The sequence below is a fragment of the Prochlorococcus marinus str. MIT 9312 genome, assembly GCF_000012645.1.
Taxonomy (GTDB): domain Bacteria; phylum Cyanobacteriota; class Cyanobacteriia; order PCC-6307; family Cyanobiaceae; genus Prochlorococcus_A; species Prochlorococcus_A marinus_L.
Window position 1 is genome coordinate 615,781 of record NC_007577.1, and the last position, 26,815, is coordinate 642,595.

Annotated in this window: 31 protein-coding genes and 1 tRNA gene; 12 read left to right on the forward strand and 20 right to left on the reverse strand. The window is 30.7% G+C overall.

Annotated elements, in window-relative coordinates; genetic code table 11:
* Nucleotides 1-125: 125 nt before the first annotated feature.
* Nucleotides 126-515 (reverse strand): lactoylglutathione lyase, encoded by a 390-nt coding sequence (gene gloA, locus PMT9312_RS03340; RefSeq protein WP_011376208.1) that lies wholly within the window; start codon nt 513-515, stop codon nt 126-128.
* 132 nt (nt 516-647) lie between these two features.
* On the opposite strand from gloA, the gene PMT9312_RS03345 reads away from it, so the two are divergent.
* On the forward strand, nt 648-1,082 hold the full coding sequence (locus tag PMT9312_RS03345) for a Tic20 family protein (protein WP_011376209.1): 435 nt from the start codon (nt 648-650) through the stop codon (nt 1,080-1,082).
* A 30-nt stretch (nt 1,083-1,112) separates the two neighbouring features.
* Here PMT9312_RS03345 and PMT9312_RS03350 read toward each other — a convergent pair whose 3' ends face one another.
* The 8 genes from PMT9312_RS03350 to PMT9312_RS09435 all read right to left on the reverse strand — a co-directional run bounded on the left by PMT9312_RS03350 (nt 1,113) and on the right by PMT9312_RS09435 (nt 5,752).
* Nucleotides 1,113-1,436 (reverse strand): hypothetical protein, encoded by a 324-nt coding sequence (locus PMT9312_RS03350; RefSeq protein WP_225866674.1) that lies wholly within the window; start codon nt 1,434-1,436, stop codon nt 1,113-1,115.
* Between the two features lie 13 nt (nt 1,437-1,449).
* Nucleotides 1,450-2,034 (reverse strand): hypothetical protein, encoded by a 585-nt coding sequence (locus PMT9312_RS03355; RefSeq protein ID WP_011376211.1) that lies wholly within the window; start codon nt 2,032-2,034, stop codon nt 1,450-1,452.
* Nucleotides 2,035-2,087: 53 nt separating this feature from the next.
* Nucleotides 2,088-2,288, reverse strand: coding sequence for a hypothetical protein (locus tag PMT9312_RS09430; protein ID WP_071813300.1), 201 nt, complete (start codon nt 2,286-2,288; stop codon nt 2,088-2,090).
* A gap of 176 nt (nt 2,289-2,464) precedes the next feature.
* The gene (locus PMT9312_RS03365; RefSeq protein WP_011376213.1) at nt 2,465-3,145 is read right to left on the reverse strand and encodes a hypothetical protein; all 681 of its coding nucleotides are present in this window, start codon (nt 3,143-3,145) and stop codon (nt 2,465-2,467) included.
* 639 nt (nt 3,146-3,784) lie between these two features.
* On the reverse strand, nt 3,785-4,507 hold the full coding sequence (locus PMT9312_RS03375; RefSeq protein WP_152556517.1) for a hypothetical protein: 723 nt from the start codon (nt 4,505-4,507) through the stop codon (nt 3,785-3,787).
* Between the two features lie 351 nt (nt 4,508-4,858).
* Nucleotides 4,859-4,945: transfer RNA gene (locus PMT9312_RS03380), tRNA-Ser, on the reverse strand.
* Between the two features lie 198 nt (nt 4,946-5,143).
* Nucleotides 5,144-5,293 carry a hypothetical protein gene (locus PMT9312_RS09695; RefSeq protein ID WP_193741859.1) on the reverse strand — a complete coding sequence of 50 codons (150 nt, stop codon included), beginning with the start codon at nt 5,291-5,293 and terminating at the stop codon, nt 5,144-5,146.
* 357 nt (nt 5,294-5,650) lie between these two features.
* Nucleotides 5,651-5,752 carry a DUF4278 domain-containing protein gene (locus tag PMT9312_RS09435; RefSeq protein ID WP_071813302.1) on the reverse strand — a complete coding sequence of 34 codons (102 nt, stop codon included), beginning with the start codon at nt 5,750-5,752 and terminating at the stop codon, nt 5,651-5,653.
* 312 nt (nt 5,753-6,064) lie between these two features.
* Here PMT9312_RS09435 and PMT9312_RS03385 point away from each other — a divergent pair, with 312 nt between their 5' ends.
* Entirely contained in the window at nt 6,065-6,265 is a 201-nt protein-coding gene (locus PMT9312_RS03385; RefSeq protein WP_036924597.1) for a hypothetical protein, read from the forward strand.
* On the opposite strand, the gene PMT9312_RS03390 is transcribed toward PMT9312_RS03385, so the two are convergent.
* On the reverse strand, nt 6,262-6,528 hold the full coding sequence (locus PMT9312_RS03390) for an RNA recognition motif-containing protein (protein WP_011376216.1): 267 nt from the start codon (nt 6,526-6,528) through the stop codon (nt 6,262-6,264). The genes PMT9312_RS03385 and PMT9312_RS03390 overlap by 4 nt on opposite strands.
* An 88-nt stretch (nt 6,529-6,616) precedes the next feature.
* The gene (gene nrdJ / locus PMT9312_RS03395; protein WP_011376217.1) at nt 6,617-8,950 is read right to left on the reverse strand and encodes a ribonucleoside-triphosphate reductase, adenosylcobalamin-dependent; all 2,334 of its coding nucleotides are present in this window, start codon (nt 8,948-8,950) and stop codon (nt 6,617-6,619) included.
* A 131-nt stretch (nt 8,951-9,081) separates the two neighbouring features.
* Here nrdJ and PMT9312_RS03400 point away from each other — a divergent pair, with 131 nt between their 5' ends.
* The 3 genes from PMT9312_RS03400 to PMT9312_RS03410 are packed head-to-tail and all read left to right on the forward strand — an operon-like array spanning nt 9,082 to nt 12,173.
* On the forward strand, nt 9,082-9,777 hold the full coding sequence (locus PMT9312_RS03400; protein ID WP_011376218.1) for a class I SAM-dependent methyltransferase: 696 nt from the start codon (nt 9,082-9,084) through the stop codon (nt 9,775-9,777).
* A 32-nt stretch (nt 9,778-9,809) separates the two neighbouring features.
* Complete coding sequence (locus PMT9312_RS03405) at nt 9,810-11,447, forward strand: peptide chain release factor 3 (RefSeq protein ID WP_011376219.1); 1,638 nt, start codon at nt 9,810-9,812, stop codon at nt 11,445-11,447.
* A 51-nt stretch (nt 11,448-11,498) separates the two neighbouring features.
* Nucleotides 11,499-12,173: a CPP1-like family protein gene (locus PMT9312_RS03410; RefSeq protein ID WP_011376220.1), complete on the forward strand. Its 675-nt coding sequence runs from the start codon at nt 11,499-11,501 to the stop codon at nt 12,171-12,173.
* On the opposite strand, the gene hslO is transcribed toward PMT9312_RS03410, so the two are convergent.
* Nucleotides 12,174-13,076: an Hsp33 family molecular chaperone HslO gene (hslO, locus tag PMT9312_RS03415; protein WP_011376221.1), complete on the reverse strand. Its 903-nt coding sequence runs from the start codon at nt 13,074-13,076 to the stop codon at nt 12,174-12,176.
* Nucleotides 13,066-13,713, reverse strand: coding sequence for an ABC transporter ATP-binding protein (locus tag PMT9312_RS03420; RefSeq protein ID WP_011376222.1), 648 nt, complete (start codon nt 13,711-13,713; stop codon nt 13,066-13,068). The genes hslO and PMT9312_RS03420 overlap by 11 nt, the downstream gene beginning before the upstream one ends.
* Before the next feature lie 83 nt (nt 13,714-13,796).
* On the opposite strand from PMT9312_RS03420, the gene PMT9312_RS03425 reads away from it, so the two are divergent.
* Genes PMT9312_RS03425 through PMT9312_RS03435 form a run of 3 tightly spaced genes read left to right on the forward strand, consistent with a single transcriptional unit; the run spans nt 13,797 to nt 15,767 of the window.
* On the forward strand, nt 13,797-14,240 hold the full coding sequence (locus tag PMT9312_RS03425) for a DUF3531 family protein (RefSeq protein WP_011376223.1): 444 nt from the start codon (nt 13,797-13,799) through the stop codon (nt 14,238-14,240).
* Nucleotides 14,241-14,249: 9 nt separating this feature from the next.
* Nucleotides 14,250-15,023, forward strand: a complete 774-nt coding sequence (locus tag PMT9312_RS03430; RefSeq protein ID WP_011376224.1) for a 16S rRNA (uracil(1498)-N(3))-methyltransferase — start codon at nt 14,250-14,252, stop codon at nt 15,021-15,023.
* 6 nt (nt 15,024-15,029) lie between these two features.
* Nucleotides 15,030-15,767 carry a TIGR00297 family protein gene (locus tag PMT9312_RS03435; RefSeq protein ID WP_011376225.1) on the forward strand — a complete coding sequence of 246 codons (738 nt, stop codon included), beginning with the start codon at nt 15,030-15,032 and terminating at the stop codon, nt 15,765-15,767.
* A gap of 21 nt (nt 15,768-15,788) precedes the next feature.
* Here the strand turns inward: PMT9312_RS03435 and PMT9312_RS03440 are convergent, their stop codons facing one another.
* From PMT9312_RS03440 to PMT9312_RS03460, 5 genes are read right to left on the reverse strand one after another with little or no spacing between them, the layout of a single operon-like run.
* Nucleotides 15,789-16,433 (reverse strand): GDSL-type esterase/lipase family protein, encoded by a 645-nt coding sequence (locus PMT9312_RS03440; protein WP_011376226.1) that lies wholly within the window; start codon nt 16,431-16,433, stop codon nt 15,789-15,791.
* A 49-nt stretch (nt 16,434-16,482) separates the two neighbouring features.
* Nucleotides 16,483-17,985 (reverse strand): PhnE/PtxC family ABC transporter permease, encoded by a 1,503-nt coding sequence (locus PMT9312_RS03445; RefSeq protein ID WP_011376227.1) that lies wholly within the window; start codon nt 17,983-17,985, stop codon nt 16,483-16,485.
* 4 nt (nt 17,986-17,989) lie between these two features.
* A complete protein-coding gene (locus tag PMT9312_RS03450) occupies nt 17,990-18,730 on the reverse strand; it encodes an ATP-binding cassette domain-containing protein (RefSeq protein ID WP_011376228.1) in 741 nt (246 codons plus the stop codon).
* Entirely contained in the window at nt 18,727-19,620 is an 894-nt protein-coding gene (locus PMT9312_RS03455) for a putative selenate ABC transporter substrate-binding protein (protein WP_011376229.1), read from the reverse strand. The genes PMT9312_RS03450 and PMT9312_RS03455 overlap by 4 nt, the downstream gene beginning before the upstream one ends.
* A gap of 13 nt (nt 19,621-19,633) precedes the next feature.
* The gene (locus tag PMT9312_RS03460) at nt 19,634-20,812 is read right to left on the reverse strand and encodes a pyridoxal phosphate-dependent aminotransferase (protein WP_011376230.1); all 1,179 of its coding nucleotides are present in this window, start codon (nt 20,810-20,812) and stop codon (nt 19,634-19,636) included.
* 161 nt (nt 20,813-20,973) lie between these two features.
* On the opposite strand from PMT9312_RS03460, the gene PMT9312_RS03465 reads away from it, so the two are divergent.
* From PMT9312_RS03465 to PMT9312_RS03475, 3 genes are all read left to right on the forward strand, one after another.
* A complete protein-coding gene (locus tag PMT9312_RS03465) occupies nt 20,974-21,477 on the forward strand; it encodes a uracil-DNA glycosylase (protein WP_011376231.1) in 504 nt (167 codons plus the stop codon).
* Between the two features lie 34 nt (nt 21,478-21,511).
* Nucleotides 21,512-22,729 carry a (E)-4-hydroxy-3-methylbut-2-enyl-diphosphate synthase gene (gene ispG, locus PMT9312_RS03470; RefSeq protein ID WP_011376232.1) on the forward strand — a complete coding sequence of 406 codons (1,218 nt, stop codon included), beginning with the start codon at nt 21,512-21,514 and terminating at the stop codon, nt 22,727-22,729.
* 62 nt (nt 22,730-22,791) lie between these two features.
* Nucleotides 22,792-24,126 carry a S41 family peptidase gene (locus PMT9312_RS03475; RefSeq protein ID WP_011376233.1) on the forward strand — a complete coding sequence of 445 codons (1,335 nt, stop codon included), beginning with the start codon at nt 22,792-22,794 and terminating at the stop codon, nt 24,124-24,126.
* Here PMT9312_RS03475 and nadA read toward each other — a convergent pair.
* Nucleotides 24,123-25,082 carry a quinolinate synthase NadA gene (gene nadA / locus PMT9312_RS03480; protein ID WP_071813304.1) on the reverse strand — a complete coding sequence of 320 codons (960 nt, stop codon included), beginning with the start codon at nt 25,080-25,082 and terminating at the stop codon, nt 24,123-24,125. The genes PMT9312_RS03475 and nadA overlap by 4 nt on opposite strands.
* 118 nt (nt 25,083-25,200) lie before the next feature.
* Between nadA and PMT9312_RS03485 the strand changes: the two genes are divergently transcribed.
* Nucleotides 25,201-25,974 (forward strand): TIGR04168 family protein, encoded by a 774-nt coding sequence (locus PMT9312_RS03485; protein WP_011376235.1) that lies wholly within the window; start codon nt 25,201-25,203, stop codon nt 25,972-25,974.
* Between the two features lie 23 nt (nt 25,975-25,997).
* Here the strand turns inward: PMT9312_RS03485 and PMT9312_RS03490 are convergent, their stop codons facing one another.
* Nucleotides 25,998-26,795, reverse strand: coding sequence for a hypothetical protein (locus PMT9312_RS03490; RefSeq protein ID WP_011376236.1), 798 nt, complete (start codon nt 26,793-26,795; stop codon nt 25,998-26,000).
* Nucleotides 26,796-26,815 lie beyond the last annotated feature (20 nt).

Below are 26,815 nucleotides of genomic sequence, written 5' to 3' on the forward strand. Positions count from 1 at the left end.
AATCTATCCAATATGGTTTTATAAGTATTTTTTTTGGTAATTGGAAATTATTTATTAGATAATTAAATCTTTTAAGTTATTTTTATTTTTAATAATTTGTTTATTAAATAAAAACTTCCGAGCTTTTAATCTCTTTCAATAAGTTCAATTTTATATCCATCAGGATCCTCAATAAAAGCCAAGACAGTTGTACTGTTTTTCATTGTCTTAGGTTTGGTTGTTACTTTACAACCATTATTTTCTAGTCCTTGGCAAATAAGATGAATATCTTTTACTCCAATAGCTATATGACCATACTTATCTCCGAGCTCATAGTCGTCTGACTTCTTATCCCAGTTATAGGTTAATTCAATCACTGCATTCTCTTTTTCTGAACCATAACCAACAAATGCCAAAGTGAATTTTCCGTGAGGGTAATCCTTTTTTCTTAATAAATTCATTCCTAATCTATTAACGTAAAAATTAATGGATTTATCTAAATCTCCAACTCTCAGCATTGTATGAAGGATGCGCATTTTTGAATTATGAACTTAAATTAATTATCTAATATTTAACAACCATCTGCCAAAGTTGATGTTTCGAGGTTAAGTCTTTAAATACGTACAGAAAATTAGGTTAAAATATAAGTACCAAATTTTAAAAATATATTGAATCAAATATTCCAGAGACTCTCATCAGTATTTTTGTATACTCTTCCCTTAAAGGCTTCAATACCTTTTGGATATTATTTGTTCTATAAATATTCTTTTTTAAAGATACTATTATTACTAACTTTCCCAATAGCAATAATTGAAAAATCATTGCCTTTTGGTAGCTTTTTGTTATTTATAATTTTATTTGCAGGATTAGCAAGAAATCCAAAAGTGCCCTATTTCGTTAGATATAACGCATGCCAAGCATTACTTATTGATATTGCTTTGATCATAATTTCATACCTCATGAGAATATTCCCCATAGTTGAACTGGGCTCAATTATTTTTATATTTACACTCTGCATTTTTATTTATTCTATTTCTCAATGTATATATGGGGTTGAACCTGAAATACCATTAATTAGTAAATCTGTAAGAATGCAAATATAAAAAAAATTATTTTTAGATTTACTGAAATTTTTAGCACTCATTCAGAATAGATTCCCATCTTTGTTGACTTGCTTTTATTGCTTGTATTGGTGGTTTAGTTCCCTCAATTTCAAAGGCTTTAATTAGCGATTTATTTGCTAATAATCCTAGTCTTGCTGCTTCTCTTTGCCTAGAACATACTTTATTTCTTGAGCCCTGTTTAAGACTTTTTTCGATTTCCTTAAGAATCTGGCTAGCTTCATTGGATTTAGAGTAATAATCATTCATATAAACATCAAGATCAGTATCAGCAAAAATTTGAATTGGAGAAATGATTGTGATTAAAAATACTAAAAAACTTGTAAATATAATCATTTTCATGAGAATCTTAAATGATGGTTTTGTTCGATCTTTTTAAGATTAAATAAAAGACAATAACGCTTATTGTTCCAGATGGACCAATAAAAATATGCCAAAATTGATCACCACTAATTGAGAGATTTGTTCCAAAGAATGTTGTAATAACAATACCGAATATTGGGTAAAGAATTAAAAGCCAATCTTTAAAAGTTCTTTGCCAATTTATTATTAGAAAAATACTTATTATAGCTTGAAAAAAAAGAGCAATTGTTTTATCAAATAGAAAATATGAGGTTATCGAACATAAAGAAATGCATAAGTTAGTTGTTTGAATAAATTTATTTCTTATAACAGATATTGATAAACATGTTAGTCCTAAAGATAGGAAAGAATAAAATAACCAATTAAATAAAGAGGAGTGATCTACATAAATCCAAGATGTTTGGGTATGATCTATCATTTCAGCAATTGAGGCTAATCCTAAAAAAATAAAACCAAAAGGTATTAATTTGTTCTTACTTATATGTTTGAATTTATTGATCGATTTTAATCCTAATATTATTGGAATGATTGCTGCTTGAAAATGGGCTAATAATAAAATTGAAAAAAACAAAATAATTCTTAAACTAAATTAATCTTAAATTTAAATAAAAAGCCATTTCCAAGTTATTTGAGGAGAGAAAAATACCATTGGCCAACTACTATAATTAATACTGTAAGAACAAGAGGGAAAGCAGGATATCTTGTTTGGAAATTGGCAGGTGGCCAAGGAGACCAAGATATTAGTCTTCCTTGGGGTTCGTTAGAAGAAGTAATTTTTTTTATTTTTAAGGGTTTAGATGTATTATCTGCGAATCCCTTGCTCATTATCTTTTTATTAAAATCAAATAATAACAAGAATAAAAAAGAAGAGTGTAAAAATTGCTGATAAATTTTTATTCTTAGGGATTTAATACTGCTAATTATTTTTGACGGAATAATTTAGTCAAAGCTTGACTTTTATCTAAGTAATTTTGAATTAAACCAAGACAGTTTAATTGAAATTATTGAGATTTTTCTTTAATAAATAATTTGAAGTTGTTCCAGAAATGTAAAAATATGCCAGTTGAAAGTAAAAATTCATAAATTTCTAAATCATTTCTTATGTGTTCAACTGTAGAAGCCCATGAGATTTCGTAGTAAAAAATATATAAAGCTGTTATTAAGAAAAATAAGCTTAGTTTTTTGTTGGGGATTGAATTCAAATATGGCCATTTTCTCCAACCTATCCAACCAAATAAAATGCAAATTGCAATCAGAATAGGATCAAGAAAGAAATCATGAAATAAAGGAAGATTATGTAAATTAGTTTCACTTTGTATACTTATTTCTGTTAAAGAATTAAGTGAAAAACCTGTTATTCGTTCTCCCCAACTTATTTCCTCAGCTGCAACGAAAAAGCAAAAGGCGCTGAGAATTAACCAAATAAATGAATTTATTGTATTTTTATTTTTACTTTTTAAATAGATAAAAATACCAAATATTGATGAAATTAAGTATTGAGAAAACTGAAGCCACTCCAAAGGACCGTCTTCAATTTTTAATAAATTAAACCAAGTTAAACCAATAATATTTTCCCCATAAGGAAGAATATAAACAAATCCATAAATAAAAAGAAGGTAATAAATGGGGAATAGATTAACTTCTGGAGAGATCTCACCCCAAGGTGTTTTAATTAATTTCAAAATTTAATTAATATTTTATAAAAAGATTCTATAACAATCCCAAAAGAGGAAAATAATAAATATCTTTTAACATGTAAAAATTGTTAATAATAAAAAATATCTTTTTGTACTATGCAATTTGGATAATAAAGAAAAGCGAATAATAGTAAAGGTATGCTCCAATTAGTGAATAAACTATTATTATTCTCTTATTCATTTCTGATGATGCAATAATATAGCTTCCTAAAGAGAAGGGCAGTATAGGGAAAGTACGTATTATTAAAATGAAAATTGGTTTGAAAGTAATATTTGCAAATATATGCTTTAGTCTTTGATTTCTAATATTTTTTATGAAAGGTATGTTTTTTGGAAATCTTAAATTTGTTTTTCTGAGTAATATGATTTGAGCAACCCCTAAAATAGTTAAAATTGGTGCAAAAAAAATAATATATTTAAAACCAAAAAACTTTATCAATATAAAGTCAAATACGATGGATATCGGTAGGCCTAGAAATATAGAAATAATATTTATTAATGCCAAATATCTATATTCAATGTCTATTACTAAATTTTCTAAGCCATTGCTATATCTAAGAAAAAGAGCAAATAAATAGATGGTTACATAAAAAATAGAAATTTTAAATATTGTTGATTTGAAATTTAAATTTTTTCTAGACATATTAAATTGAATATCCCCAAATATTTATCAAAGAATAATTTTTCAAGATTTCTTGTCATTCTAATTAAATTACCAATTCTCGTATTGAAAGAGTGCCCTCCGCTCAATAAATAAGAAAATGGCATCATATTCTTTTTTTGAATTAGAGAAAACATTGGGAATAAATTTCTGAATTTTTCATAATCCCTCTCAAAAATAATCCATGAGAGTGCTTGATTTGAGTCTAATAGTGGATCTTTGGATTCAAATTTCCAATCAATTTGTCTTGTATCAAAGGGTTCGTGTGCTATGAGTTTATAGACCAATCTACTCCAGTAATTATTGCTTGGTTCAATCATTATTATTCTTCCTCCAGATAAAAGAGATTTTTCTGCTGATTTCAAAAATAATTCTGGGTCGCTTATGTGATGAAAAACATTAACTAAGATTAAATTTGATATTTTGTTTTCAAATTTTTTTCCTATATCCATTGCATTAAGCTTGAAATCAGTATTGGAATTTAAAAAAACATCTGTTTTTTTTATGCTTTTATTTATCTGATCTATAAAACTTGGACCGCATCCCAATTCAATATTAATTCCATCTATTTTAGAAAGAAACTTTGAAATGAGTTCATACCATTCCTTATAAAGAAAACCTAATGCTTTATTTGACTTTTCGAAACCAATTCTATCTTCTGTAATTATCTCACCTTTATTTGACATTTTAGTTGACATTTTTTTTGACATTTTATTTGACTTTGGAAATATTATTCACGAATTTGAATTAAAACATAATTTATAAACTGCTTTTAAATTCAATTTAAAGATTTAATAAATTAATCTTTGGACGGAGGGGGTGCCAAAGAATCAGTTTAGAGTGACCAGTTCTGACCCTGTAAGACACAGATCTCTGTACTAATAATAATAAAAAGACACACGAAAAACACACGCTAATTTAAAGTTCTTAATTTCTTATAATTAATAATGATCATCTTGTTTTTAGGATATCTCTCTCATACCAGTCTTTCTGGGCTTCTCTGACTAAATTTGTGATATCCTGCTTCGAAGTTAGAACGGAGGGGGTGGGATTCGAACCCACGGTGCCCTTGCAGACACGCTAGTTTTCAAGACTAGAGCCTTAAACCACTCGACCACCCCTCCAACAGGTTATTCAGTTTTGATGAACTTAAAAACTATAACATAAGAAATTAGTCATAGTCTATAAATTCAAAGACTAAAAATTTATTTAAAGAAGCTAGTTTGAGAGAGGAATTATTTTTAATAATGACTTGTTAAGTAGTTATATCATTTTATTATTAGTCGCATTTATTTCACAAAATTAGTCCGTACCCAAACACATTATCCAAAGTTGACATTTTGTTGAAATAAGCCAAATAAGTTGTTACCAATTATGGCAGCTATTATTAAAACGAATGCAACTATGGCAAAAAGAGTACTTACATCTTTTATGTCATAAGGTGCCTTAAATAGAGGTTTTTGGTCTGCCATAGTTATCAAATCTGTAAATGCAATTAAATCATATTAGTTTAATGCTTGTAAAAAGTATTAAGTGATTTTTCGCAACCACCATTTGTACATCCACTGTTTAAAAATCTATTCAAGAGAAAGATTTATGAGACTATAATCTTTTTATGAAATTTCTAAACGCATTATTAAATGATTTTTGGGGAATTTAAGATTTCAATTATCAATTACCAAAAGAAAATCTCATTGAACATTGCAATAATGCATATAAATTTCATTCTTAATTTATAATTGCAAAATATATTTTTTTAATTTTTTAGTCTAATATTGGATATTAAAAAAGCCACTTTTAGTGGCTTTTTTATATTATTGGAAAATGAACTAGCTTGTGTAAGCTTTTCCTCTATAAGTTAGTTCGTTGTGCTGCTTCTTAGCAACTTCTTTGTTCTGGACGTACTTTTGTCCTCTGTAAATTAGAGTCATTTTTTAAGCTCCGGTTTCGCTTAAGTCCCCGTTCCATGGCTTAAGTCGATTTGCGGCTTGCTAAACGCAAGTTGAACGTTTTGGTAGCGGTTGCTACAAATAAATATTAACATCCAAGAAAATTATTTGTCCAGGTTTTTAATAAATAAACTTAAATATCTTAATGAGTCAATTAGGAGGATCCTAGTAAAAAATATTTGCCTTTAATCTTTATGCCGTTTCTTGCAGGTTACATTTTGTTCGTTTTTAAGAAGTATTTTTTATTTAAACACTTTTTAAATGTAAAATTCTGAATATTATAAAATTTGTTTTATGTTTTCTCAAAGCAAAAAACCTACAAGACAAAGATCTAACTCTGCCAATACTCAATGGACTCCATTATTTGCTGAATTACTACCATTCGCAAACAAAATGGATGAAAAAGTTCAGTTGGTAAACGCCTTGGCTTTTACTTTTATTATGGGATTCTCAATTTTTGGAATTGCACTATGGAGACTTTCAGCTCTCACCTAATTATTTAATTTTTGCAAAGCATTAATTTTTGATTCTTTGTTTTTAATTATTGTCACTAACCATTTAGAGGCAAGTCCCCTGGATATTGATCTATTTTTTAGAAATCTACATATATATATATGTAGATTTTTTTCATTTTTGGAGTTAAATTTTTCTTCAAAGTCTAATATATCCTCTTCTGATGTTCTTTTTCTTAGCTCATCCACCAAGGCATGACTGGAGGAATCATTAAATATGTTCCCAATATTTAAGCTTAATGTCATAAATAATTTATGTCCCTATTTAAGAGGTAGCCATAAATTAAATTTTTAAAAACTATTTTATATTTTTTATTTACAAATAATTTAAAAATTAATCTTTAGGTTTGGCTAGAGGAAGCAGACACTTATCTGAATCACAACCTGCTGGTCCTGCTTCAGATAGTTCTCCAACATCGTATTTATTGAGAGCGTCAAAGAAATCGTTATTAACTTTCCTTTCTATTACTTTATTTTGCAATGATATATATTCCTCCTTACTTATTGGTTCAAAAGGTAATCTTGGGAAAGTCGCGTTGGCACTAAATCGAGCTAGTAATGCCGCCGAAATATATCCTTCATTATTTTCTATTGCATTATGAATAGCCTTAGCTAAATCCTCGATTTCATTTTCCCTAAATTCTACGGTTGCAGAGGTATTATGCTCTGTATAAAATTTCTGCACTTGCATGTAAAAATCAAATTGAGCTAATGCTGAGAAATTATTGATGTCGATTTGGTCTGCACCATCTATATTTGCCCAGCTAACTTCTGTAGGGATTTCAACTAACCATTCTGTGCATCTTGGATCAAATGGATTGTCAAGCAAACATCCATTTTCATCTTTATCAGATTGAGATGGAACAACTGAGTAACCATAATCCATGCAAGCTAAAGCGATTGGATCATTTTTCCTGAAAGTTATTCTTCTTATGAATCTTTGAGCCTTTGGTGGATGCCATCCTGGAGCTGCTCCAGTTAGAAGACTTTTTGTCCCAGCTGGCTGAACAGTTGTACATCGATTTGGTCTTCTTAGATTATTTTTATCACAATATTCCCAGACAGTTTCTTTTACTATTTTTCTCCAGGAATCTAAGAATTTAGCTTCCTTCTCTTTGAAAGACTCCCCTTCTTCGCTATTTGGCCTTCCTGCTTCCCACCACTTCAACCATGGTGTTCCAAATGCATGGACGCAAAAATCAAATAATCCAGTGAAACTTACCCCTACAATAGGATCATATTCTCTACTTTTTCTATAACGCTCAACATCAAATTCATGATTAAGTAAGCATGCGACAGAAAGAGCTGCTGCTTTAAAAGCCTTTTTTTGCTCTTCAAAATTTTCGGGATCAATCTGATTTAAATGAACTTCAGCTAAATTGCAGTGAAAATCATTTCCCAATATCTCCCCACATGGGTTAAGTCCATATCTGCTCATCCTGTGATTTAGCTCTTCTTGAGAAAATGGACCATAACTACTATTTATCCAATTTCTCGCTTCATCCTTACCTTGTTCTGAATAAATTTCAATAAATTCCTTCCTTAATTCATCATCTTTGAGAATATCTGCATTTGACCTTGCGATTGCTTCTGGAGCAAATTGAATAGCACCCTCACCAGAATGAAATTGTTTTGTGACTGCATCTAAAACAGTTTGATAAGAGGGCTTTGTATGGTAAACCCTAGTATGGTTGGCCATCCTGAGGGCATCTTTTTCAGGATCTATTCTCCAATTACCATTATCATCTTGACTCCATAGATTTTCTTTTGCCGATGCCGCCTCATTATCATCTGATGCAAATTGTCTCATTCCAGCACTTCTTCTGATATTCCCAGCAACTATGGTTACTGCAGCTTCATCAATTAATAAACAACACTCTACGGTACTTAATTTTCTGCCAATTGCCTTTCCAAGAAGTGATGCGACTCTGGAGTAGAGATCTTTCAATTTAATAGGATTTGCCATGCCACCAAAACCTTTTAATGATTCTCCTGCAGGTCTAATATCTTCCAAATTAATATAAACATCAATTTCTCTTTCAAGATCTTCGTTACTTGATGCCTCAAGAAGATATTTGTAGCTATCTACCCAGCCTCTTCTACTGTCTCCAACTTTGATGTGAAGATCTTTCCCTTTAATTTCTAATGATGACTTTTCTTTTCTTTGATCTTTAGGAGTTATTCCAACTTCACTAACTGATTTAATATTTATTTTGTTTATTACCGTAGGTAGATTGTTTATAAAATGAGGCTCAATTATTGCACCTGTTCCACATCCCATCATTGCTAAGTCCATCATCAATGCGAAGGCTTCCCAATCAATTAAGTTTGTTGAGGTACAGTTATATGCTCCTGAGAAATTTTGGTTTTTATTAATCCAAGGAGTTCCGCCAATCCATAACCATCTCCCGGAAGGTTGGGCTTTTTGGTTACTTTGCATCTCTCTCATTAAGATCAATTCTTCATCAGAAAGTTTTCCTAATTCTTTTAATCCCGATAAATTTCTTTCACCTACTTCGCTCCAGTTTTCCCTTTTGCCAGAGGAAGTTTTCCTACTGTAAGATCTGAAAAAAACAGGATAAGCAGCTGGTGCTGTTTTTGGAAAATCATCTTTTTTAAGATTATTGGAGTTGCTCTCTGAAGAAGCTTTATTTGGTGCAACAGTCACGATAAAAAAAGTATGTAAATAACCCGTATTGGCAGAATAACTCTACCTGTGGCGTCTGCAACCATTCTTACCACTATTTAACGGTTTGTGTAGAATTATGTTTAATATGAAATCTTTGTTTAAGAAAGGATATGGAAAGAATCCCTGAACCTGAATTGATGAAAAACAAAGAGCAGGTTATTTCTTATGACGAGGCTGATTTTTCAGAAGGGGAAGTTAATCTAATTAATCAAATTAATTATTATCTTTTGAGAAAAAATATTTCTTTAAGTGAAAAAGATTTGATTGTTGATTTAGGATGCGGCCCTGGAAATATTTCTGAGAAGTTGGCAATAAAATGGCCTAATACTGAAGTAGTTGGAATAGATGGCTCTAAAGAGATGATTATGAGAGCGGAGTATAAAAAAGAGACTTCTGGGAATAAAAAAAAATTAAAAAATTTACGCTACATATGTTCTGACATTAAAGACATTAAATCAACTAATTTTTTTCTTAAGAAAGAAATAAGTTTACTTGTAAGTAATAGTTTGATCCATCACATTACACATCTCGAAGATTTCGTTAACACCATAAGATGTTTGTCTAGTAATATCACTGTAAATTTTCATAAGGATTTAAAAAGGCCATTAGATGAAAAGTCTGCATTAGAACTCAAATTACAATGTTCGAATAAATATAATGAGATCTTAACTAATGATTATTATGCATCTTTAAAAGCTTCTTACTCTTATAAAGAGTTAAAAAATTTCATTTTAGAGAATGATCTATCTTCTTTAGAAGTGTTTGAAGATGGCGATAAATATTTAATACTCTATGGTAATGTTTAAGAACCAAGTTTAAGGGCCTTAATATTAGATAAATGACCTTAGGTACTAAAATTTTAAATAATAAAGATATTCTGGATGCTGTAAATAAACGAAGAAACTTTGCAATTATTTCGCATCCAGATGCGGGCAAAACAACGCTTACTGAGAAGCTTCTTTTGTATGGAGGAGCCATTCAGCAGGCAGGAGCAGTAAAGGCTAGAGGTAATCAGAGAAAAGCTACTTCAGACTGGATGGAACTTGAGAAACAAAGAGGTATTTCAATTACTTCAACTGTATTGCAATTTGAATATGAAAGATCAGTAATTAATCTATTAGATACACCAGGGCACCAAGATTTCTCAGAAGATACTTATAGAACATTAGCGGCTGCTGATAATGCAGTTATGCTGGAAGATGCTGCTAAGGGGCTAGAACCCCAAACTAGAAAATTGTTTGAAGTGTGCAAGATGAGAAAAATACCAATATTTACTTTCATAAATAAAATGGACAGGGCTGGAAGAGAGCCATTTTCTTTACTTGATGAAATCGAATCAGAACTAGGATTAAACACTTTACCGATTAACTGGCCAATTGGAAGTGGAGAGGAATTTAGGGGAGTTATTGATAGGTTTTCAAGAGAGGTGATTTTATTTGATAAAGCAGTAAGAGGAAAACAATCGAATGAGAAGAGGTTAAGTCTTGAAGATAAAGACCTATCAAAATATGTAGAGAAAGAGTTGCTTGAGATATCACTTGAAGAATTGGAGGTTCTTGATGAGGCAGGATCGAAATTTGAAGAAGAAAACGTATTTAATGGCTCCTTAACGCCTGTTTTCTTTGGATCTGCCATGACTAATTTTGGTGTAAGACCATTTTTAGATAGTTTTCTAAAAATGGCTCAAAAACCAACGTCAAGAAATAGTAATAAAGGGGATATTGAACCTGCAAGTAATGAATTTAGTGGGTTTGTTTTTAAGCTTCAAGCAAACATGGATCCAAAGCATAGAGATAGAGTTGCTTTTATAAGAGTTTGTAGTGGGAAATTTGAAAAGGACATGTCAGTTAAACATTCCAGAACTGGGAAAACAATAAGATTATCAAGACCACAAAAAATATTTGGACAAGACAGAGAAGTGGTTGATGATGCGTATCCTGGTGATGTTATTGGCTTAAATAATCCAGGAATGTTTTCTATTGGAGATACACTTTACACAGGTACGCATACTGAGTATGAGGGCATACCATCCTTTAGTCCTGAAATATTTAGCTGGTTGAGAAATCCCAATCCTTCAGCATTTAAAAACTTTAGAAAGGGTGTGAATGAACTTCGTGAAGAAGGTGCTGTTCAGATTCTTTATGACTTTGATGAGAGTAAAAGAGATCCTATACTTGCAGCCGTTGGTCAATTACAGTTGGAAGTAGTAACTCACAGGTTAAAAAATGAATATGGAGTAGATGCAAATCTTGAATCAATGCCATATCAATTGGCTAGATGGGTTTCTGATGGATGGCCAGCTATTGAAGAACTAGGCAGAATTTTCAATTGTAAAATAGTTAAAGATTGTTGGAATAGACCAGTTATTCTTTTTAAAAACGAGTGGAATCTAAATCAATTTGTTGAAGATAACAATCACTTAAATTTAAACAAAGTTGCTCCTGTTGTTAGTGGAGTTGAGCCAATTGTTTTATAAAGCCTTAATGGATTATAAAATTGGTTAATCTGTTAGTATTGGTAAAAAATTTTGAATTCAAACAATAGTCAAAACAATAGTGAAAAAACACCTTATGAAATTTTAGGTGTAAAAGAAGGCTCTTCTTTTGAAGAGATTCAGAAGGCTAGAGATATCAAAGTTAAAGAGGCTGGTGAAGATCTGATTTTAAAAGCAAAAATAGAGTCTTCCTTTGATCAATTACTTATGGGTAGTTTGAAAGCAAGACAATCAGGGAATGTAAGTTATGCAGCTGAAAGTGCTTCAAAAAAGGAAAAACAAATTAATCAATTTACCAATAATAATTTCCCACTTCTATCTAAAATAAAAAATCTAAATAATAATACTAACAACTCAGGTCAGTACAGTCTTCCTAAAATAACGCCCCCCTCCTTTGATAACCTCTCAATAAAATTATCCGCCGGGATATTATTTTTAATTTTGCTATTTATTAGCCCAGATTCTAATAATAGACTTTTACTTTCTATCTCAACATTAATACTTACTTATACTCAAATTAAATCGGGGAAAAGATTTATAGGTTCTTTAGGATGGAGTGTTACTTTTCTTTCAATAGGATTAATATTCGGAGGATTACTTGAAACTAATTCTTTAATTCAAGAAATATCAAATAATTCTCTATCAATACAAAAAATTCAAAGTATTCCCGCCATGGTTATTTTATGGCTGGGCGTAATCTTCTTATGATTAACTTTCTATCATCAATCTAATCTCTTCATAATTTATCAAATATTTATTCTTACAAAATTCACATACCAACTCTGCTCTACCATCTTTCTTTAAGATATCTTCTAACTCGCACTTATCAAGCATTTTCATTGCATTTAAACTTCTTTGTTTGGAACACTTGCATTTAAAACCAACTTCTTGGGAACGAGCTTTTTCAGATATTGATTTATCGTCAATATCTGGGAATATATTTCTTATTAACGAAAGAAGATTATCTTGAGAATGAAACAGGTCTTCGCTGAAAGAATTAATTTCTTTACATCTTTCTTCAAGTAGTGAGACGAGTAAAGGGTCAGTGTCTTTTTTAGGTAAAACTTGAGCTAACAAGCCACCACTACAAATAACATTTTTATTTTGAATTTTTTCTCCAATAAATACAGCAGAAGGAGTTTGTTCTGAATGATATAAATATGAAGCTAAGTCTTCGGCAATATTCCCGTTTACTAATTCAACAGTGCTTGTAAAGGGCTCTCCAATTCCACTATCTCTAATAACATTTAAATATCCTGTACCTAATGCTTTTGTGAAATCAAAAGAATATTTATTATTATTTATTTTAACTAAATCTAATTCTAAATCAGGATTACCCACATAACCCCTAACTTTCCCGTCTCTGCCTGCATCAACTAGCAATCCCTTTAAAGGTCCGTCAGATCTAACCCTTAAAGTAACTCTCCCATGCATTATTTTCATCGAACTTGCTAAAAGAAGTGAAGCACTAAATGCTCTTCCTAAGATACAGGTGGTTATATAGGAAAGACCGTGCCTTTTTTTTGCTTCTAAAGAAGATTCTGTTGTCAAGACCGCAACTAATCTTATCCCTCCATTTGCTGCAGTAGCCCGAACTATCCTATCCTTCATAATTTTTTTCTAATAAACTTTGGATTTTTCCTTTTCTCAGCATTAACATCCTAGAAGGAATATCCTTAAATAAGGAAGGTTCATGAGTAACAATAATAATTGTGTTTTTATTTTTTAGATCAAGAATTAAATTCTTCACATCATTTCTCATTGACGAGTCTAATCCAGCAGTTGGTTCATCAAGTAAAAGGATTGAGGGATTTCTAAGTAGCTGCACTGCTACAGCTAATCTCCTTTGTTGTCCTCCACTAAGTTGTTCTGGTGGTTGGGTCAGATTTAATTTTTCCAAACCGACCTTATTTAAAACTACTTCTATATTTTTTTCTCTTAAAGATTTATGACCTATTTTTAATTCTTGCCCAATGGTTGTGCCAATAAAGTATCTTTCTGGGAATTGGAATACTACTCCACAAAACCATCTTCTTTGCCTAGAAGATAAGATTTTATTCTTCCAAGTAATTTTTCCTTTTTGAGGATTTGTTAACCCGCTTATTATTTCGAGTAGTGTTGTTTTCCCAGAACCACTATTGCCGCAAATTAAAATGATTTCATTTTCATGAACTTTTAAACTTAAATTGTCTATTATTTTTCTTTCACCAGTTTGGGGTTGATAAGATATTTCTTGTAAATCAAGCATTATTAATTAAGTTATAGGTATGAATTTTAATCTAGTAATAACTTACTTATAATAGCTTTAGATCTAAAAAGCTATTAGTCAATATGAATATTATTTTTAGGGAAGTTGATCCTTTTAATTGTTGGATATGGATCAGGTTTTCAGAATCACCAACTCAAGATGAAAAAAATTATTTAGATGGTGTTTTTGATAGTTGGTACGTTTTAGGAAGGCTAGGTGGATTTAATTCTGAAAATTTGCAAACTCATGAAGAGGGTTCCGATCTAAGTTGGATGTCCTACGATAATGACCAAAAAAACGCATCTCTTCCAGCCTTAATGCATAATTTAGGAATTATGGAATATCAAAACCTGTGGGGAAGGTGTTGGGTTGATTTTGGAACTTCAGACTCCATTTCAATAGATATATTAATTAATTCATTGAATGAGATATCAAATAATTATGTAAAAATTGAAGAGTTAATTATTGGCGGTGAAAATAATGATTGGTCAATTGAAGAACATGAAGATTTAGTTTTCAAAGATTAAGTGTTTTAGATGGAAGATTTAACAAGATTAATTATTTCCCATGAAAGAATTGAAAATATTAAGAACAATAATTTAGAACTTTCTAAAGAAGAGGCTCATTACATAAATAAAGTAATGAGGATAAAAAATGGTAAAGAAATATTTATATCTAACGGAAAGGGTTCATTATGGAAAGCTATAAAAGTTAAAAATGATTGTTTAGAAATAATTCAATTTAAGAAACCTTATTTATTTCAAGAACAAGAAATTTACTTATTAGGCATAGCTGTTGTTATACCAAAAAGTGGTTTTGAGGATATTTTAAAAATGTGTACTGAAATAGGAATTGATTTTATACAGCCATTATTTTCAGAAAGACAGGTAAATAAAAATTTAAATTTTTCTAGAAAACTTTTAAGATGGAATTCAATTATCAATGAAGCAGTTGAGCAAAGTGAGAGATTATGGAAACCATCTATTTTAAATGGTATGGATATTATTGAATGGCTAAAAAGTAGAGATAATCAAGAAAGAGTTTCAATTTCTATAACTAGAGAAGATACTACTTATGACTTAAATCAATGGATAAGAAAACAACAAGAAGCTGTAAATAAAAAAGGGGGTATTTTTTGGAATGTAATTGGCCCTGAAGGAGGTTGGTCCTCTAAAGAAATTGATTTTTTTAATAAAAATAATATTACCTTTGTTAAACTTTCCGACAATATCTTAAGAACTTCAACGGCTAGTATTAACGCATCATCAATTCTCAATCAGTGGAGAATTGATTTGAAATTAAGGAATTAGATAAATATGGATTTAATTAGAAATCAATTTTTTATAGGTTTTTGCATTAATTTTATTTTGATTTATATATTTTGCAAGATTCCTTTGATGACAAAAAGTGGTTGGATAAGTGCAGGCATTTTAGGCACAATTTTGTGGGGATGTTTGTCTTGGCAGGGATGGATGTCAGTTGTAATTTATTTATTATTTGGATCTCTCGTTACCAAAATAGGTTTCAAATTTAAAAAAGAACAAGGAATAGCTGAAAAAAGAGGTGGGAGGAGAGGTCCTGAAAATGTATGGGGCTCTGCAGCTACAGGATTAGTTCTTGCCATGATGACTAAATTTAATCCTGCCAACGTAGTGATGTTTAAAATAGGATTTGCTGCAAGTTTTGCTGCAAAGTTGGCGGATACTTTTGGCAGCGAAATTGGGAAAAGGTTTGGAAAGGATACATATTTAATTACTTCACTTAAAAAGGTTGAGAGAGGAACTGAAGGAGGAGTAAGTTTAGAAGGAACATTAGCTAGTGTTTTGGGATCAATATTTATGGCTTTTGTAATGCTTCGTCTATCAATTATTTCTACAAAATACCATTTCATAGTTGTTGCATTTTCGGGATTTTTGGCCACAATTTCTGAGAGTATTATTGGTGCTAAATTTCAAAACAAATATAAATTAAGTAATGAATTGGTAAATGCTATTCAGACAAGTATTGCTTCTGTTTTTGCTATCTTTTCTATTATTTTATATTCAAATTTTTAAATTAAAAATATTTGGACAGACTTAGGATTCCTTCCATTTTGTAAGAATCTCCCAGCTCTTTAGTCTTTGGAAAATCCAGAAATGACCTTCGGAATTTAGATGAATTCCATCATGCGTAATCCAATTTTTACTCCTTTTATCAGAGTACATTTCTCTAAAAGTTGGAAGAAACGGGACATTCTGATTGAGGCATACTTCCTCCATTCTCCTTTCATAAGAATTACAAAAATCATTTGAGTACCATAGACATCCTGCGAAAGGCATTTTGCTTTCGTCAACTGGTGTCAAACCAATAACAAAGACATTTGTTTGAGAGCTCATTTCATTAATTAGTCTCTCTAATCCATATTCAAATCCATCTATATCTAATTGATGTCTCCCTTTTTTCTGACCAATTGCTGCAGTGTCGTTAAGACCAACATTAAGCAGGATTGCCTTAGGTTTATTTCTTCTCGTTTCTCCTCTAGATGACCATTCTTTCTCCCATCTAGATGAAACTTTTTCTATCCCATCTCCCCTTACTCCAAGTTGATAAATTACGGGCCCATTTTGGTTATTGCACCAATCTTTTCTAAGCCTCTCACACCATCCGCCACCTTCATTATCTCCCCATCCATAAACCGAGCTATCTCCAATTACAACTAGCTGTTTTGGGAAACTAATCACTATAATCGGAAAAAAATAATTACTTGATTCAACAAATTATTCTTACAAATCAAGTTAAACTATTTTTGATTTTACCATTTACTAATTCACCAACTATTGCGATGGAGCTATAAGCTAACAAAACTATGGTAACTTCTTGCCATGCGAAAGAACTTAATGATTCTTGCAATTGCCAACCTAGACCAACACTTCCAATAACCCCAACAATTGCAGTTTCTCTAATAATTATGTCAGATCTATAAGCGCAATATGCTAAGTAACTTTTTGCTTGTTGAGAAAATAAACCCAAAAGCCAACTAGTTTTTTTTGAGATTCCTAAAGATTTCATTGCAATATAATTTTTCTTATCTTGGGTTTCTAGATTTGTAAAAAGTAATTTGCTTGTAATGCCAGCGTTGTGAAGACCTAATGTTAAAGCTGCTAAAGATAAAGAAGGATTATTAAAAGTTAATAGAGTCAGAAGTATTACAGGTGTAGGTATTAAACGTAATAAAAATGCAAAAATTTTTATTAAACTTTTAGAAGTATTGTTGTTAAAAATTCCTATTAATAATGGAGGTAAACTAATTGCGATTCCTGTTGATAAAAGACTTAAAATTATTGTCTCCAATATAAGTTTTAAGAAATAAAATAATCCTAAACCTGAGCTTGATTTAAATAGAGAACTAACAAAATTAAAATTTTCAAAATTATTATTAAAAATAAAATAAAGAAAATATGAAAAAGAAAATAAAATTGTTATAAATAAAACTGAAATAAAAAAAATAGATAGGATTTTATTTTTATTGTTAAAGTTTATTTTTTTGAATATTAATCCGGAAAGAATGATTAAAATTGCTAAGGACCATAAATAAGTCCATAACTCTCTAAAATTCAAACTTTGGAAAGATAAAAAAATACTAGTACCTATTCCTCCAATCCCAAAAAGTCCTAAAATCACCGTACTTCTTATTGAACACTCTAATCGATATAAACCAAAGTTTTTATATGTTTTTATTATTGGATGCCATATTAAAGTTAATAGAGAAGAAAATTTATCCGCATTTATTTGATTTATAGCTTCAAAACTTTTATAGTCAATAGTTTCTAATTGTTCAGCAAAAACTTTTGAATTTATAGCAATATAAGGAATACATATAGCTATTATCCCTATTGAAAAATTTATGCCATATATTTGCATTAATAATATTCCCCAAACAACTTCATGAATAGATCTAATTATTGTTAGAAAAAACCTTATTAGGTTATAGAAAAAATTTGGAATATTAAAGATTTTATAAAAAATATTTGAGGATAATATTCCAAAAATTGCCCCAAAAATAATACTTACTAACCAACTAAAAAAGCCAATTAAGATAGTTTCATTTAATCGATTAATTACGGTAATAATAATTTCATTATCGATCTTGGGATTAAATGCAGAAATTAAGAATTCTTGGAATAATTTAAATCCTCCAAAATGAATATTGGTTATTAATTGATACCCTAGAGGTATGCAAACTAAAATTGGAAGAAAAGATAACGAGGTATAGTTTAATTTTAATTTATTCAACTAATTAATATATTTTGTCTAAATGAAACTTCTTTAAGTTGGTTCTTTTAATATTGAAAAAAATTTTACCATCTCTTATTCCAATAACTTTATCGAAATCGTTCAGCAAATCTAATCTATGTAATGCAACTAATGTTGTCTTTGGGGATTCTTTTGTATTATTTTTATCTAAATTTTCTAGCAGCAGTTTTTTAATTGTTGTTATCAACTTGGGATCTAAATTATTAAAAGGTTCATCTGCAAGTAATATATTTGATCCTTGAATTAATGATCTAGCTATAGCCACCCTTTGTTTTTGTCCCCCAGATAGGGTGCTAATTTTTTTTTCGTAAATAGAGTTATGAAGTCTACATAATTGCATATATTTATGCGCCTTCTTAAAAGAACTTATATTTAGCAAATTTTTAAAAGCGAAATAAAAATTGTTTTCCGCTAGTAATCCGCAATTAACATTTTGTTCTGCCGAGAGATCTTCTATTAATCTTAAATCTTGCCAAATAGTTGTTATCTTGCGTTTCTGCTTTCTATCTGATTCGTCGAAACTTTTATTGAATAAATTAACCTCACCTTGAGTTGGCTTGATAGTTCCATTAAGCACTGATATAAGTGTAGTTTTACCTGAACCGCTTTTACCTAAAAGTGCAATTTTCTCCCCTGAATTTATTTTTAAATTTACTTTATTTAGAATTAGATTATTTTTGTATTTAAAAGATATATTTTTTAATTCTAAGAGAGTATTATTCATCTAATTTTATTTAATTTCCTCCCGATCTTCTCTATATTTTTATACTGCTTTGCTTCTGCATTAATAAATCTTTTTGCATTGAACATATCTAATATCTGTTTATGTGATTTTTGTTTTATATCTAAATTTAGAATTACTGATTTAAGTTGTTTTGTAAACCCTTTCCCGAATCTATTTTCAAGATCCCCTTGAGCCAACCAATGATAGTCAACATATTCAGGGGTGATCCAGAATAATTCTAGGTTAGTTGTTCTTTTGGGATTATTTTTAAGATTGATTTCCCAAACTTGTTTATTTAAAGCTCCAGCATCAAATGCCCCACTATTTACTAAAGCTATAGTGGCATCATGACTCCCACTAAAACCTGCTTTTCCCCCTTTAAAGTGTTTAATTTCTACCCCTGCTTGATTTAAGAAATATTCTGGCATTAATCTTCCAGAAGTTGAGTTTTCAGAGCCAAAGGTAAATCTTAAATTCTTTAGCTTTTTAAGTCCTTTAATGTTTGAAATTGAGTTAATTTCTAAATTTTTGTTTACTATAAAAACACTTTTAAATTCCTTATCGATATCTCTTTGAGCTATGACAATTGAATTAGGAGATTGTAATCTTGCTTGAACTCCTGATAAACCGCCAAACCAAACTAAATCTAAATCTTTAATTCTAAATCCAGTTACTGCTGCAACGTAATTAATAACAGGAATGTATTTAACTTTTACATCAAGTTGTTTGGATAATTCTTTCGAAAATAAATTAAATCGTTTGTCCAAAATATCTTGGTTTTGATCAGGTATTGCTCCAACTTTTAAAACTTTTGGATTTGCAAATAAAGGTGATGAAAAAAAAGAAAATATTAGAGATGAACTTAGTAAGAAATTTTTTAAATTGAACATTGTTTAGTTGAAATTAAAAGTATTTAGAGATTGCTTTTTTAAATCTTTCTAAACCATCCTTAATTTTAATCTCTGAAGTGGCACAAGAAATTCTTATACATTCGTCAGCCCCAAAAGCTTTTCCAGGTACAACAACTAATCCGTAATCTTGAAGAGCTTTATTGCAGAAATCAACAGAAGTAATTGAGGAGTTAGGTAATCTTGGAAATGCGTAAAATGCTCCATTAGGTTCTTCAATATAAATCCCATTTATATTCTTAAGGCCCTCATATAGAAGACTTCTTCTTTGATCATAATGGCTATTTATCATTGAGAAAAACTCATTATTAATTTTTAAAGCCTCTAAAGCACCTTTTTGAACAAAAGAGCAAACATTACTTGTGCTTTGACTTTGTAATGCTGAGGATGCTTTGATTACATCTTTGGGACCTACTAAATAACCTATCCTCCAGCCAGTCATGGCCCATCCTTTCGCAAACCCATTTATTATAAAAATCCTATCTTTTAAGTCATTTGCTTGTGAAGATATACTGTAGTGTTTAAATTCTTTTTTAAGGATTAGTTCGTAAATCTCATCAGAAAGAATATTGATATTTGGATTTTCTCTGACTATATCGGCAATTTGCAATAATTCTTCCTTTGACATAACTCTCCCAGTGGGGTTATTAGGAGAATTGATAATTATAAATTTAGTTTTTGAAGAGATTTTAGACTTCAAATCTTTTATATCTATTTTAAATCCATCTTCTGCAGAAGAATTTGTAAAGATTGGTTTTCCACCCGCCAACCTAACCATTTGGGGATAACTTAACCAGTATGGAGAAGGAATAATAACTTCGTCTCCAATATTTAACAAAACTTGGAAAAGATTATATATTGCTTGCTTAGCACCATTTGTGACCATTACATTTTCAAATTCATAATTTAAATTGTTTTGAATTCGAAGTTTATTTGCAATTGCTTTTCGGAGATCTAAATTTCCTGCTGCGGGTCCGTACTTTGTAAATCCATCAAATATAGCTTTACTTGTAGCTTCTATAACTTCTTTTGGGGCATTAAAGTCAGGTTCTCCTGCACTTAAATTGCAAATATCTACTCCTTCTGCAGATAATTGATTTGCTTTAGCACTTATCTGCAATGTAAGAGAAGGCTCAATTGAAAGTGCCCGTTCAGATAAATTAACTTGGCTCATTGACTTATAACTTTTAAAATATGACTTTTAATAATGACAAACGCATAAATTAAGGATAAATAAAACTATCACATAATGGTTTAATTTAGTTCATTTTCTTAATCTATTTTATTTTCATGTTTTGAGCTCTTAAGATAAAAGTATTTAAAGTTTTATTTTTGGTGAAAAGGTTAGTTATTGGGAGAGGAAGTGTATTTGCAGATTTGTTAATAATTGGTGAGGCACCTGGAGCACAGGAAGACTTAGAAGGAAAACCATATGTAGGTAAATCCGGTAAGTTATTAAACGAATTGTTGATAAAAGCGGGGATTGACTATAAGGAAGATGTTTATTTTTGCAATGTAATTAAATGTCGTCCACCAAATAATAGAAAACCCACTGCTAGAGAAATTAATATTCATAAACCTTGGTTATTACAGCAAATAAAGCTAGTTGATCCAAAATTTATATTACTTACTGGTTCGACTGCTATGAGAGCTATTTTAGAAGTTAAAGATCCTATAAGTAATTTGAGAGGTCAATGGATTAAAAAAGATGGGAGAGAAATTATGGTAATTTTTCATCCATCTTATTTGTTGAGATTTCCTTCTAAAGAAATCAATAAACCTTACCATCTAACTTTGAAAGACCTAGAGAATTTAGGTGGTAAACTATATGCCGTATAATTTAGTGAACCCTTTTTGAATATCAAGAATTTTAATGTCATTAACTCAATCAAAAGAGGTTAACAGTCTCTCCAAAAGATATTCAACTCATATTGAGAGAAGGATAACTAGAACAGTAATGGTTGGTGATGTAGCTATTGGAAGCGATTATCCAGTAAGAGTTCAATCGATGATAAATGAAGATACTATGGATGTCGAGAATGCTTACTTAGCTATCAAAAGACTTCATGATGTAGGTTGTGAAATAGTAAGATTAACAGTCCCTTCATTAGCACACGCAAAAGCAGTAGGAGATATAAAAGCAAAATTATTAGAAAATAATATCAAGACCCCCTTGGTAGCTGATGTTCACCATAATGGTATGAAAATTGCAATGGAGGTTGCAAAACATGTTGATAAAGTAAGAATTAATCCTGGATTATTTGTGTTTGAAAAATCAGACCCTACAAGAACTGAATATACAGATGAGGAATTTGAAACTATTAAACAAACAATACTTAAAAGATTTACCCCTTTAGTTGAAGTTTTAAAGGCTGAAAACAAAGCTCTAAGGATTGGAGTTAATCATGGTTCTCTATCTGAGAGAATGCTTTTTACTTATGGAGATACGCCATTAGGAATGACAGAATCTGCGATGGAGTTCGTCAAAATTTGTGATGAGCTTGATTTTCATAACATAATTATTTCTATGAAAGCTTCCAGGGCTCCGGTCATGTTGGCAGCTTACAGAATGATTGCAGATAGGCTTGACTCAGAAGGATATAATTATCCATTACATTTGGGAGTGACCGAAGCTGGAGATGGTGATTATGGAAGGATTAAAAGTACTGCCGGAATCGGAACGCTTCTAGCAGAGGGATTAGGAGATACCATTAGGGTTTCTTTAACAGAAGCCCCAGAGAAGGAAATTCCAGTTTGCTATTCAATTTTGCAATCTTTAGGATTAAGAAAAACGATGGTTGAATATATCAGTTGCCCTAGTTGTGGGAGAACACTTTTCAATTTAGAAGAAGTTGTAGATAAAGTTAGGAACGCTACTTCACATTTAACTGGTTTAGATATAGCAATAATGGGTTGTATAGTAAATGGACCAGGAGAAATGGCAGATGCTGATTATGGTTATGTTGGGAAAGGTAAAGGAACTATTGCCTTATATAGAAGGAAAGAAGAGATAAAAAGAGTACCTGAAGATGAGGGGGTTAATGCTTTAATCCAACTTATTAAGGATGATGGGAAGTGGATTGATCCTTAAGGATTTGTCAAATTTATGAATTATAAATAAATTTTTTTTATAATAAAAAAATATATAATTCTTTGAAGATAAGAAAATTGCTTAAAAAAAATTTTATAATTCTGTTTGCGACAACCTTTTCTGGGCTATTTTTAAATAATTTTGCAGAAGCAACAGTTCTAAATAATAGTTATAAAGAAGTAATTGATCATGTTTGGCAAATTGTATATAGAGATTTTCTTGATTCAAGCGGTAAATTTCAAAAGTCTAATTGGATTAATCTAAGAAAAGAAGTTTTATCAAAAACATATTCAGACAGCAATGAAGCATATGATGCGATTAGAGATATGCTTTCTAATTTAGATGATTCTTATACAAGATTTTTAGAACCTAAGGAATTTAACCAAATGAGAATTGATACCTCTGGTGAATTAACTGGAGTTGGTATCCAAATAGTTAAAGATAAAGAATCTGATGATTTAATAATTATTTCTCCCATAGAGGGTACCCCTGCATTTGATGCTGGAATTAAAGCTAGAGATAAAATATTATCTATAGATGATATTTCTACTGAAGGTATGAATATTGAGGAAGCCGTGAAATTAATAAGAGGACAAAGAGGTACTAAAGTAAAGCTTGAAATTCTTAGAGGTTCTAAATCCTTTTTTAAGATTTTATCAAGAGAAAGAATTGAAATAAAAACTGTATCAACTAAAGTCAATCAAGCCAAAAACGGCTTATTAATTGGCTATGTAAGAATTAAACAATTTAATGCAAATGCATCAAAAGAAACTAGAGATGCTATTAAGGATTTAGAAACAAAAAAAGTCGCAGGATATGTTCTTGATTTGAGAAGTAATCCAGGAGGTTTATTAGAATCAAGCATTGAGATCTCAAGGCACTTCATTAACAAAGGAGTAATAGTAAGTACAGTAAGTAAAGATGGTTTAAAAGAGACAAAAAGAGGAAACGGTCAAGCTCTAACAAAAAAGCCCTTGGTTGTCTTAGTTAATGAGGGTTCTGCTAGCGCTAGTGAAATAGTCTCTGGTGCAATAAAAGATAACAAAAGAGGAAAATTAGTTGGGAAGAAAACGTTTGGTAAAGGTCTAGTTCAATCTATGAGAACATTAGTTGATGGTTCAGGTCTAACTGTTACAGTCGCTAAGTATTTAACTCCGAACGGAACTGACATAAACGAATCTGGAATTATTCCAGACATAGAAGTGAAAATGAATATAAACCCTATTCTCCAAAGAGAGATTGGAACTAGAAAAGATAAACAATATAGAGCTGGTGAAAAAGAGCTAGTAAATATAATTAAAAGAAATAATAATATAAGTGAATTTAATCCAAACACTGCAAACCTTAATGCACTCCTAAAAATTAATAAGGAAAATAAAGTATTTTCATTAAATTAATTACTCATATCCAACATTCTCTTTATCGGTACATAGGCTCTTCTTAGTATTTCTGGGTCAAGTTCGATAGACGGGGAATTATTTTTCAAACAATCAAGAATTTTTTCTAAAGTATTTAATTTCATATATGGACACTCGTTACATTTACAACCTTCTATATCGGGGACTTCAATAAAAATTTTGTTAGGTTCTTTCTTCTTCATTTGGTGGATTATTCCAGGTTCAGTTAATACCATGTAAGTTTTAGATGAATCTTTACTTACGAAATCAAGCAGTTTACTTGTTGATCCAATAAAGTCCGAGAGAAGTAGTAAATTTTGACTACATTCAGGATGAGCAATTACTTTTGATCCTGGATTTTGGTATTTTAGTTTTAAAAGTGCTTCTTCACTAAATGATTCATGAACAATACAGCTGCCAGGCCATAATTTAAGATCTCTTCCTGAATTTTTCTGCACCCATCTCCCAAGGTTCTGATCTGGTGCAAATATTATCTTTTTATCTTGTGGTATCTTTTTAATTAATGAGACTGCATTACTACTTGTACATATCAGATCACTTTGAGCTTTTACTTCTGCAGTGCAATTTATATAACTTACAACATAGTGATCTGGATTTTCTTCCCTGAACTTTTGAAATTTATCTGAAGGACAATCGTCTGCTAATGAGCATCCTGCGTCAATATCTGGTAATAGGACTGTTTTATTAGGGCTAAGTATTTTTGCAGTTTCGGCCATAAAGTGTACACCGCAAAAAATTATTATATCTGCATCATTATTTGCAGCTTTCCTAGATAGATCTAATGAATCGCCAATAAAATCTGCAATTTCCTGAATCTCTGGAGCTTGATAATAGTGCGCAAGAATAATAGCATTAGCTTTTTTGCAACGCTCCTTTATTTCAGAAATCAAATCCTCTTCGTTTTGAACTGATTTCTGTTTTGCAGTAGAAGTTATACTGGTCAGGATTTAGAATATCTCTAAATAGATTATATGCCTTTAAACAGAAAAAATTCTGACAAATTTAAAAATTGCTATTGTTGGTGACTGTCATGGTCAATGGTCTGAATTAGACTTGAAAATTTTATCGATTATTAAACCAAATATAGTTTTATTCGTTGGTGATATTTCTGATGGGAGTGTCAAAATAATAAAAAAAATCAATGAGATCAAAATTCCTACTTTTGTGATTTTAGGAAATCATGATAGAGGGAAAGATTCTACAGGCGTAACTCTCTCAAAGCAGATACGTGTTCTTGGTGAAAAATATTGTGCATGGGATTTGAATGTTTTTAATAATCAAATAAATTTACTATCCGCCAGACCATGTAGTTCTGGCGGGGGCTATTATCTTTCGAAAGAAGTTAAAGGTGTTTATGGACCTATCACCGAACAAGATTCAATAAATAAAATTATCAAATGTTCGGAAAAGACTGTAGAAGATATACCTTTAATAATTATGTCTCATGCGGGCCCTTCGGGTTTAGGCTCAGAACCTAAAAGCATTTGTGGGAAAGACTGGAAATTACCCTCTTTAGATTGGGGGGATAGAGATTTGTCTGTGGCCATTTCTCAAATACAAAAAAGAAGAAAAGTTGATCTTGTAATTTTTGGTCATATGCACAATCGCCTTAAAAGAAATCTTGGTTTAAGAGAGATGTTTAAAATTGATAGCAAAGGAACAATTTATTTCAACACTGCTGTTGTGCCAAGATATAAAACTGATGAAGATGGGAAATTACTAATTAACTTTTCTTGGATTGAGTTTGAAAAAAAGGAATTAAGACATGTTTCTCATCGATGGTATTCAGAGTCTGGTGAAATTTTTGAAGAAGATAAATTTTTTTAGGATTAGATAATTTTGATCATATTTTAAGTATTTTTGGGCTTTTCATATCTTGAAAATAACGTTTGAGACAAGATATAACCGGCAATGCCTGCGGCTGTAAAAGCTAAACCATTTTTAAATAAAGGTAATAAATCATTTGTTCTGGATATTATCGGTGCCAAACCAAAAATTCCAAATAACATCCCCCATAAAGGAGAAAGAAGAGCTAAAAATCCAATTGATATGACTTGACCATCTTTTCTTGGAGCAGAAGCTAAACCTGCTACTAAACCTCCAAGAATAGATGTACATAAAGTCCATATATATTGCTCTTTAGGTAGGCCAGGGACAACTTGACACCCTCCTCTTTCAAGGCAAATCTTTACGGAATTAATTGCATCTAATACTGCGCCATCCTCACCGTGATCTTTCACATAATATTGATTACCAAATCTTGTTTGAAGTTCAACCCAAAATAACCTTGGCATAAAATTAAAATAAGCCTCTCCGACGTTAAAGTTCAGTAAATTTCCTCCTCTAGGATCTGCAACTATCAACAAACTTGTCTCATCTAAATCCCAATAGTCCTTTATTGCACTACCAGGAGAACTCTCAAACTGAGATAAATATTTAATTTTCCACCCACTTTCAATCTCTAGATTATTAAGCTTGTCCTCTAAAGATTTTTTCTGATTAGGGCTTAATGTTTTAGCTAAATCAATTACTGGTGTTTTTTCTTCTGGTAAGAGATTTGGATTATTTATAGCGAAAACGGGTTTATGTGAAATTAAAACTAATATAGATAGAAATATTCCCAATAAATAGTTAATCTTTGAAGGCATAAATAAGTTTTGTCTCTTTA